The sequence below is a fragment of the Pseudomonas sp. K2I15 genome, from assembly GCF_002204795.1.
Classification (GTDB): domain Bacteria; phylum Pseudomonadota; class Gammaproteobacteria; order Pseudomonadales; family Pseudomonadaceae; genus Aquipseudomonas.
Map to the genome: position 1 here is coordinate 1 of NZ_NIXO01000109.1, position 9,190 is coordinate 9,190.

General features: G+C 61.8%; 7 protein-coding genes and 1 pseudogene. 1 reads left to right on the forward strand and 7 read right to left on the reverse strand.

Translation table 11 applies throughout. The annotated features are described in order from the left end of the window. Positions 1-93: 93 nt before the first annotated feature. The 7 genes from CEC48_RS30045 to CEC48_RS30075 all read right to left on the reverse strand — a co-directional run bounded on the left by CEC48_RS30045 (position 94) and on the right by CEC48_RS30075 (position 7,564). Positions 94-1,626 carry a sodium:solute symporter gene (locus CEC48_RS30045; RefSeq protein WP_088427135.1) on the reverse strand — a complete coding sequence of 511 codons (1,533 nt, stop codon included), beginning with the start codon at positions 1,624-1,626 and terminating at the stop codon, positions 94-96. Beyond that, a complete protein-coding gene (locus CEC48_RS30050; RefSeq protein ID WP_088427136.1) occupies positions 1,623-1,877 on the reverse strand; it encodes a hypothetical protein in 255 nt (84 codons plus the stop codon). The genes CEC48_RS30045 and CEC48_RS30050 overlap by 4 nt, the downstream gene beginning before the upstream one ends. Positions 1,878-2,007: 130 nt before the next feature. Next, positions 2,008-2,943, reverse strand: coding sequence for a choline kinase family protein (locus tag CEC48_RS30055; protein ID WP_088427137.1), 936 nt, complete (start codon positions 2,941-2,943; stop codon positions 2,008-2,010). Beyond that, positions 2,940-3,896 carry an aminoglycoside phosphotransferase family protein gene (locus CEC48_RS30060; protein WP_088427138.1) on the reverse strand — a complete coding sequence of 319 codons (957 nt, stop codon included), beginning with the start codon at positions 3,894-3,896 and terminating at the stop codon, positions 2,940-2,942. The genes CEC48_RS30055 and CEC48_RS30060 overlap by 4 nt, the downstream gene beginning before the upstream one ends. A gap of 8 nt (positions 3,897-3,904) precedes the next feature. Further along, complete coding sequence (locus tag CEC48_RS30065) at positions 3,905-5,185, reverse strand: M20 family metallo-hydrolase (protein ID WP_088427139.1); 1,281 nt, start codon at positions 5,183-5,185, stop codon at positions 3,905-3,907. Next, positions 5,163-5,921 (reverse strand): DeoR/GlpR family DNA-binding transcription regulator, encoded by a 759-nt coding sequence (locus tag CEC48_RS30070; RefSeq protein WP_088427140.1) that lies wholly within the window; start codon positions 5,919-5,921, stop codon positions 5,163-5,165. Before CEC48_RS30070 ends, CEC48_RS30065 begins: the two co-directional genes overlap by 23 nt. 212 nt (positions 5,922-6,133) lie before the next feature. After that, complete coding sequence (locus tag CEC48_RS30075) at positions 6,134-7,564, reverse strand: amidase (protein ID WP_176438806.1); 1,431 nt, start codon at positions 7,562-7,564, stop codon at positions 6,134-6,136. A gap of 302 nt (positions 7,565-7,866) precedes the next feature. On the opposite strand from CEC48_RS30075, the pseudogene CEC48_RS30080 reads away from it, so the two are divergent. Beyond that, positions 7,867-9,190, forward strand: a pseudogene (locus tag CEC48_RS30080) (type IV secretion protein Rhs); the annotation flags it as partial.

The following is a 9,190-nucleotide window of genomic DNA, read 5'->3' on the forward strand; positions in this document are numbered from 1 at the left end:
CGGTGTATCAGCCAATAAATCTGGCACTGACACTGCGCATTCGCGAGCAAGCCCGCTCCCACAGTTGATCTTCATTGGTTTTGAGGTTTTGGCTCAGCTCAAGACAGGCGTTGCCCCCATTGGTACTTTGCGACCCGGCGCCGCCATCTCAAACAACTGCTCCACCCGAGCACTCTCCTGCGCACTCGGCTTGATCGCCAACGCACACACTACAAAAATCCCCGCATTGACCACCAACCCGACGATCCCGCTGGTCAACGAGCCCAACCCGGGAATGTCATCCGGGTAAATCGTCGTCAGCACAATCGCCACCACGATCCCCGCCAGCATCCCGGCAATCGCGCCTTCCTTGTTGCCGCGACGGCTGAAGATCCCGAAGAACAGCGGCACCGCCAACTGGATAATCCCCTGGTAGGAAATCTGCGCCAGCAACTGCAACCGCGCGTAATCAAAGGTCAGGTACGCCAGCACCGAAGCGGCGACGATAAACACCACCATCCCCGACTTGGCCAGCAGCGTCAGTTGGCGATCGGTACGCGGGGTGTTCCAGGTGGCCAGGTCGTTGGCGAACTGGGTGCCGCAGACCTGCACGCAGCCGTCCACGTGGCCGATGCTCGCCGCCAGCACGATAACGATCGCCAGCGCCAGCATCCACGGCCCGCCGATGTCGAACAGCGACAGGAACCAGCCTTGTTGCGGGTGCGCGATGACGTTCGGGTCCTGGCTGATGGCCGCGGCGAACAGCATCAAAATGCCGTAGAAACCACCCACCAACAGGATCGTGTACAGCGTGCCTTTCTTCACCGCCTTGACGCCGCTGGCGGTGTAGATGCGCTGGAAACTCATAGGCCAACACATCGAGCCGATCACCCCGGTGAAGATCAGGCTGAACATATACAACGGGCCATAACCGGTGCCGCTGGCGCCTGGAATCAGCAGCATTTTCGCCGGCAAGTGCGACAGGTTGGAGAACGACGCCTGGTCGCCGAACAGCAGGAACACACACAGCGCCGCGCACAATACATAGGCAATCAGGCCCTGGAACATGTCGGTCATGATCAGCCCGCGCATGCCCATGCTCACGGTCCAGTATTGGCGCACCAGCACCACCACTACGCCGGCGATCAGGCAGGTGGTGACGCCCCAACGGCCGAAACTGGCGAACTGGAACAGCATCGCCAACGCCTGGATGCCCATCACCACCCACGGGAATACCGAGATGATGCCGATGATCGAGGCCACGCGTTTAACCACCGGGCTGTTGAAGCGCATGCCGAGCAGATCCGGCTGGGTGCGCAAGTTGAAGCGCTGGCCCCAGGTCCAGGCGCGGCGCGCCATCAGGTACATCGCCGTCACGCCAAGGGTGGCGTAGACCATGCCGTAAAAACCCAGGGCGCCACCGATGGTCAGGGCGAAAAATGCGGTAAAGGTCGAGCCCGGCCACCAGGAGTTGGTGTAACACATGGCGATGTACCACGGCCCGTAGGAACGCCCGCCCACGGCGTAATCGGAAAAGCTCGTGCTCTCGCGGTTGGTGGCGTACAGCACGGCGATCATCCCGGCCAAAAACAGGCCGATGACGCCGAAGGTGATAAAGAGGTTGGCATCGCTGGTGGTGCTGATCATTGCGCATCCCCCTCTTCGGGTATTTCACCGGCTTTCAGCTCGGCGACGTACAACGCCCACAGGCCCAGGCCCGCGAGTACCGCAATGGCGATCCAGTAGAAGATCGGCAACGGAATGCCCAGTACCAACGCGGTACTGCCGCTCACGCTCAAATAGAACGGCGGGAATAAGGCGAGCATCAGCAACAGGAAAAAGTACACGCCGAAGATTTGGCTCTTGAGGCGTCCGGGTGGTGCGGTATCGGATTTCATGAGTCGGGTGCTCCTTGAATTTGTGGATCGTTTTTTTGTGTGATCAAACAAAAATCAAGCAGTGAAAACGTAAGCGCCAATCGACGCCAAAGTGACTTCATTCAATGCATTATTGTTGTGTGGCGCAGGCTCAGGCCTGTCTTAGCCAGGTTTCCCATTGCGAATCGTTGATGATGCTGCGGGCGCGCATGTGCTTCCAGGTGCCGTATTTGTAGAAGTCAAAATCCAGCTGCGACACCGCGTGCTGCACCATCGCCCAGGTCGACCATTTGATGTCTGCCAGGGCCTTGTGCAACTTGATGCGCGCCAGGTTCTGCGGGGTGACCTGGCCGAAGTAGTCTTCGATCAGGGCCAGCTCCATTTCGTCGGTGAAAAACATCTCGCCGAACCACAGCGCCAGCTCGTAATGCCGGTCGTTGTTGGAGGCATATTCGAAGTCCACCAGGCGAATTTGCCGACGGTCATTGAGCATGAAATTACCCGCCAGGGTGTCGTTCATGCACGGTGCCAGGTCGATGCCGGAGGCTTGCAACACGCCCCGTGCGCGATCGCACTGGCGACGCAGCCACGCGTCGTCGGCGGGTTTGCAGCCGTTGAGTTGTTCGACCTGGCGCTGGTGCTCGGCGATCATGTCGAACACGGTTTTGGTCTGCACCAGCGGCGGCTGGTCATTAAAGGCCTTGAGGGCGTGCAGCGCGTTATGGCGCACGTCGCGGTCGAGGAAGTCGTGGTTGGAGGAGGCGCGCCAGCCTTCCATGAACTCGAAGACTTCCACGCCGAACTCTTCAAGGAAGGCAAACACCGGCGCGCCATAGCCGGTTTGCGCCGCCTTGAGGCTGGCGTCGTGGGCAGTACGGCGGTCGATAAACATCTCGGTGCCCACACCGGGCACCTTGAAGAAATACGCAGTGTCGATCCCGGCCACTTCCACCCGCCAGTTGGTGTTGGAAATCCCGCCGCTGACCGGTTCATAACGAATCCCGGTGCCGCCCCAACTGGCAACCCCGCGCACCGCCGCTTCCAGCTGGCACTCTTGTGGCGTACACCCCTCACCTAACGCTTTCATGCCTGCCCCTCCTGTACCTGACGTAGCCAACTTTCGAACCGTGGGTCGTGCAGACTTTGGCGGCAGCGCAACAACGTCCACTGCCCGACTTTGGAAAACTCCAGCGGCCGCGCCGAGGTGGCGCCGACCCACAGGCCCCATAGGGTCCAGTACCAATCGTTGATCAAGGCATACAACCGGCAGCGCGCGTAGTCGCTTTCGCGGCATTGGCCGGACCAGGCATGGATGCCTTCGCGCCAGTCGCTTTCGAAGACATACAACTCGTTAAGGCTGATGGCCACGTCGTACCAGGGGTCACCGCAGCCAGCGTAGTCGAAGTCGATCAGTTGCAAGGCGCCGTCCGGGCCGATCATCACATTGCTGGCCACGCCGTCGCCGTGCAGCGGCACCGAGTCACCGGCGCTCAATTGCAGGGAGGTCCAGGCCAAGTCGATGCAGGTGCTGATCCAGGCGTGGTCGATGGGCAAGGCCACGCTGTAACGCACGCATAATTCGCGCAGGTGCTGGATGTCTTGCAGCGGCGAGCGGCTGAAGCCCGGCGAGGTGCCTTGGTGCAGTTGTTTCTTCAGGGCCCAGAGCGCCTGCAGGCGCTGGGGTTGCATCAGTTCGTCGAGGCGTGCCCAGCGCCATTCGCTGGCGGGCAAGGCGTCCAGCAGCAACACGCCGGCCGCCGCATCCACCAGGCGCACGCCTGGCGTCACGTCGCAATCCGCCGCCAGTTGCGTGGCGCGGACGGTGCGCTCGATGTCGATCAACGCGCGCATGTCGTCATGCAAGACCTTGGCGTAACACTGGCCCCACGGCGCGGTGACGGTAAAGCCTGCCCACTCGGTGGCCAGGCGCACCGGCGAGGCAATCCCGGCGGTGCCCTCCTCGATCATCACATGGGCGGACAAACCGGCGGCCTCCAGGGCGCCCAGCAGCCGTGACTTTGCTTGCAAACGACTCGACATGGCAGACCTCAGCGGTAGGCGTTGGGGGTGGAACAGGCGCTGTGCAGCAACGCAGTCAGCATGTGCAAACCGTTGCGCATGTCCTGCTCGTTGGTGAACTCCGCTTCGTTATGGGACACGCCGTTGCTGCTCGGAATGAACAGCAGGCACACCGGATAATGCCGGCTCAGGCTGATGGCGTCGTGGCCTGAAACGGTGACGCTGTTGCCGATGGGCAAACCCAGTTGCTGGCCAACGCTGTAGGCCAATTCGGCAAACCCGTGGTGCAAGTGAGTGGGCTCACGCAGGGCACGGCTTTCGATGCTGTAGTCCGTCGACGTGGCGCTGGCAGTGGCCTTGAGGCTGGCGTCCAGGCGTGCACCGGCTGCGGCCAGCAATTCGGTGTCTGGCGAGCGGTATTCCACGTGCAGCGTCACGCTGGAGGGCACCACGTTGGGAGAGTTGGGGTAGATCTCCAGGCGCCCCACCGAGCTGTGCAGTTTTAAGCCGTGCAGGTCGGCTTCGGCGCGTACAGCGGTGATCGCATGAGCGGCGGCCAGCAGGGCGTCCTTGCGCGCGGCCATGGGCGTGGGGCCGGTGTGGTTCTGTTCGCCGATGAAACGAATCCGTTGCTTGAGGGCGGCCCAGGTGTCGCGGACCACGCCGATGGCCAGGCCGTCGCGCTCAAGGCCGTCGCCTTGTTCGACATGGATTTCCACGTAACCGGCAACGTCCAACTCGACGCGGCCCTCCCCCAGATAACCAATCTGTTGCAGCGCATGCTTGAGGCTGATGCCGTCGCCATCGCGGCAGGCCCAGGCGTCTTGCAGCGCCAGGTCGCCGGTGAACACGCTGCTGCCGATCAGGCTGGGCTGGAAGCGCGCGCCCTCCTCGTTGGTCCAGTTCACCACCGCCAGGTTGCACGCCGGTACTTCGCCGCGTTCGCGCAGTTGGCGGGCCAGGCTGGCCACCGCGACCGCACCGGCCAGCACGCCGTAGACGCCATCAAAACGCCCGGCGCTGGGCTGGCTGTCCAGATGCGAGCCGCACAGTACGTAGGGCGCGTCTGAATTAAAGGTGATCAAACCGAACATGTTACCCACTGCATCCACGCGCACTTCAAAGCCGCGTTCGCTCAGCCAGGCTGCGAACAGATCGCGCACTGCGCCGTCCTCGGCCGAAGCCGCCAGGCGATGCAGCCCACCGGCCTTGGTCGCGCCGATGGCGGAAGTGTCGCGAAACAGCACCTCAAAGGTTTCAAGGTCCTGTTCACTGGGCGACAGCCACTCAGGGGTAAAGAATGTCGACATGGGCTTGCTCCAGGCGAGTCGCAAAATCATCAGACGGCGCACGATTGGTGACCAGGGTCGTGATGGCGCTGAACGGCAGCGTATTGATAAACGTGCGGTGGCCGAACTTGGCGTCGTCGGCCAGGATCACACTGCGCAGGCTGTGTTTGGTCAGCTCCCGGCGCAGCAGCGCCTCGGGTTCCTGGTAGTCCATAAAGCCCAGCTCCAGGTCGACAGCGCCGATGCCCATGAAGGCAATGTCGTAGTGGAACTGTCGGACGAATTCCAGGGTGTGGGCGCCAATCAGCGCGTTGTCGTTGCGGCGCACATCGCCGGGCACCACCAGCACCTGGTTGGCGCTTTGCTCGGTGATCAGGCGGGCGATGTCCAGGGAGTTGGTGATGATGCGCAACTGGCTGAACCCGGTCAGTTGCTGGGCCAGGGCCAGGGTCGAGGTGCCGGTGTCCAGAAACAGCACCATGCCTTCACTCACCAGCTTCGCCGCACACACCGCGATGCGCGCCTTGGCCTGGGGCTTGATGCGGCTGCGCACTTGCAACGGCTGTTCTTCGTTGAGCCGGGGCAGGATCGCGCCACCGTGGATGCGCCGCAGCTTGCCGGCTTCTTCCAGGTACTTGAAGTCGCGGCGGATGGTTTCTTCGGAAACGAACAGCGCCTGCGCCAGGTCCGACGCCTTGACGCGCTGGTGTTGGGTGAGCAGGAGCATGATTTCGTCGAGACGTGGCTGGTTGAGCATAAAAGAAGTATTCCAGGGCAGGTTCAGGCGGCCGCCATTGCGCGACCCACGGCGAAACGCGGCGCAAGCCGGTTCAGCACAGAGCATAGGGCGTAATACGGCCATGGACAGGGTCACGGGTACCTCTCACTCATCAGGGTGTGAAAGGGCAGGACAACACAAAGCGTTTATCACGGGCGGGCTTCTTTTGAGCCCACTCCGAGTGCAATCAATCAGGGCGTCAGCATCGGGGGAAGGTGCTGGTCCCAAGGCGCGATGGCTTCCACGGCTGCGCAGAACTGCAGCACCTGGGCGTCGGCAAACCGAGGGCCGATCACCTGCAAGCCAATCGGCAAACCGCTCGGGCTGAAGCCACAGGGCAGGCTGGCGGCGGGGTTGCCGGTGATATTGAACGGATAGGTAAACGGCGTCCACCGTGCCCACGGCACGGCGCCCTCCTCGCCTGGCCACCCTTGCGGGGCAACCCGGTCGGCGGCGAACGGCAGGATCGGCATGGTTGGCATCAGCAGCACGTCGTAATCGTTAAACAGCGCGTGTACCTGATTGGCGAACAGTGCACGTTGTTGCACGGCCTTGAGATAGGCAGCCAAGTCGTAATCGGCGGAGCGTTTGATCAGCGCGGCGAAGCCTGGGTCCAATTGGTCGAGGCGGTCGGCCAGGGATTTACCGTAGGCAATGCCGCGCCCGCCAACCCACAGGGTTTCGAAGGTGGACAGCGGGTCTTGCCAGTCCAGGGTCAGGGTGGTGACGGTGACCGGCAGCTCATCCGCGAGGTAATGCACCGCCGCTTCGACGGTGGCGGCGATGACCGGGTCCACCAGGGTATGGAACAAGGTGGGGCAATAGGCGACGCGCAACGGGCCCAGCGGCCGATCGCAGCGCGCCAGGTAGGACTCGGTAGGCGCGGGCAAGGCCTGGTGGTCCAGCGGGTCGGGGCCGGACAGGATATCGAAGAGCAACGCGCTGTCGCGCACGGTGCGGGTGATCGGGCCGGCGTGGCTGAGCATTTCAGTGGCGGACCAGGGCCAGGTGGGGATGCGCCCCAGCGAGCCTTTGAGGGCGAATGCACCGCAGAAGGCGCCCGGGATACGCACCGAACCGCCGCCGTCGGAGCCCAGCGTGGCGGGGACCATTCGTGCCGCCACGGCGATGGCCGAGCCGGAGCTGGAGCCGCCGCTGGTGAGTTGCGGGTTCCACGGGTTGCGACCGTTGCCGAAGACGCGGGAGGTACTGGCGCCGGTCCAGCCGAATTCGGTGGTGGCGGTCTTGCCGAGGATGATCGCGCCGGCCTCCTTGAGGCGGCGGATGATCGGCGCGTCCTGGGTGGGGACGTTTTCCAGGCCGGTCAGCGAGCCGCGGGTGGTGCGCAGGTTGGCGGTGGAGAACAGGTCTTTGATGCCGAAGGGGATGCCGTGGAGCGGGCCCCGAAATTGGTTGGCGTGCGCTTCTGCGGTCAGGATTTCAGCCTGCTCCAGCGCGGATTCGGTGTAGACGTCACCAAAGGCATTCAGTGTGGAATTGTGGGTTTTGATGGCTTCGAGGCTTTGCTCCACCAGTTGCACAGGGGTGAGTGTGCCTTGGCGTATGCGGTCGGCCGCGTCTAGCACGCTGGGCATTTGGGTCAGTGAGGTTTCAGTCTTCATTGAGCATCCAGGGACATCTGCGAAATGATCCAGCGGGCACGTCAATAGACGCCAACGGAATGGCAGCTGTCAAGTTGGATTTGTTGTGTATGTGGGTTTTGTGGGTTTTATTTTTGCAGCGGATTTGGCTTACGAAAACTGCCCGGTTTAGTCGGGGATTTGGCGAAACGTCCTATCCATAGCAGTGGATAGCTCTGACTTCTTTCTCTTACAAACCCCTGCAAAGTCCCTCGCCTGATCACACAGCGCGAGGGAACGCCGATGCTTTTTCCGATTAACGCCCTGCCCGATGGGGCTGCCTCTTGAGTCCGGCCATTGGCAGATTGGCCCTGGCCCCCATGCATGTGGAGACGAGGGACGTTGAAGCCGTCCTCCGTGACTTCAGGGAGTGCCTTAACACCTTTGACGATTGGGCTGAGAGCTTCTGGAGCGTTTCGGCGCTGGACGTCGAGCAAGTGTTCAAGGTGGGGGATGAGGTCGCGCTGGTCGCCCCTGTTTCCTCTAAAGCCCCAAGTACCACCGTTGCGGTGTGCAAACCCAATGGTGCGCTGACCTTGGTGCATATGTTTGAGAGCAAGCGGTTTGTGCCGATCGGCAACACACCGGTCATGCTCCAGGCCATCGCCGAGGACGGCAGCCCGATCGGCCCTCCCATCCATAAAACCATCGGCCCCAGCGGCATTCTCGAAGTCACCGACTGCACCCGCAACCAGCAGTATCAGGTCAGCTTTTATCCCAATGTTTCCAGGGATCACGTCAAGGCGCTCTACGCCTCTTACCAATCGGTGATCAGCTCGCTGGAAAGCAGCCTGCGCACCGAATGGACGAACACCTTCGAGGAGCAGTGGAAACAGTATTCAAACGCCAGCCCCCTCGACCGTCGCAAGTTGATGGACGCAGCGTTTGTACGAGGGGTTGCGAACACGCTGTACAGCCTTTGGGACGGTATTCCAAACCTGTACGACTTACTGGCGGACATCAAGCCCAATAGCGAAAAGTTGCTGCACTACATCTCCCAAGGCGAACTTGAAGAGCTGTTGAAGCTTGGCAATGAGGCAATTGCCAACGGTCTTCTGGTGCTGAGTGATGAACCGCTGTTGTTCATCTACTTGTCGGCGATGTTCAGTTGGGCGCAATTGCTTGCGCCGCCGGATATGAACGAGCTGCTGGGAGAAATGACTCCCGAGGTGCTGCTCAATCTGCTGTTGCTGTTGGCCACAGGCGGTATGGGTGTGGCGGTGCGCATGGGTGCGCAGGTGCTGGGCAAGGTCAGGTCCGGCCGAGCACGGGTGTTGCTGGAGCAGATGGCCAAGCTGGGCGACGCGCCGCTCCTGGATTGGCACCCCAGTGTGCTTAAGCCGGTGTCGCTTAAAAATGATCCGGTGTCGGTTAAGGCAGCGGCGGTGCCATTGAAGGCTGGCGCAGATGAGGTTTCGAATCCGGCAGCGTTGGTCCGAAAGCCTAAGAAGGCGCGCACGGCGCTGGTGAAGCAGGAGCATGTGGATGATGTGCCTGTTTCAGCGAAAACCCCCAATGGGGATGCTTCAGTCTGCGCGGTAGACACCTGTAAAAACGGCTGCCCGGTGTCGATGGTTACCGGTGAGGAGCTGCTGACCCTCACGGATG

Coding starts and splice junctions, on each gene's coding strand:
- CEC48_RS30045 (WP_088427135.1), bottom strand. CDS start 1,626: ATGATCAGCACCACCAGCGATGCCAACCTCTTTATCACCTTCGGCGTC.
- CEC48_RS30050 (WP_088427136.1), bottom strand. CDS start 1,877: ATGAAATCCGATACCGCACCACCCGGACGCCTCAAGAGCCAAATCTTC.
- CEC48_RS30055 (WP_088427137.1), bottom strand. CDS start 2,943: ATGAAAGCGTTAGGTGAGGGGTGTACGCCACAAGAGTGCCAGCTGGAA.
- CEC48_RS30060 (WP_088427138.1), bottom strand. CDS start 3,896: ATGTCGAGTCGTTTGCAAGCAAAGTCACGGCTGCTGGGCGCCCTGGAG.
- CEC48_RS30065 (WP_088427139.1), bottom strand. CDS start 5,185: ATGTCGACATTCTTTACCCCTGAGTGGCTGTCGCCCAGTGAACAGGAC.
- CEC48_RS30070 (WP_088427140.1), bottom strand. CDS start 5,921: ATGCTCAACCAGCCACGTCTCGACGAAATCATGCTCCTGCTCACCCAA.
- CEC48_RS30075 (WP_176438806.1), bottom strand. CDS start 7,564: ATGAAGACTGAAACCTCACTGACCCAAATGCCCAGCGTGCTAGACGCG.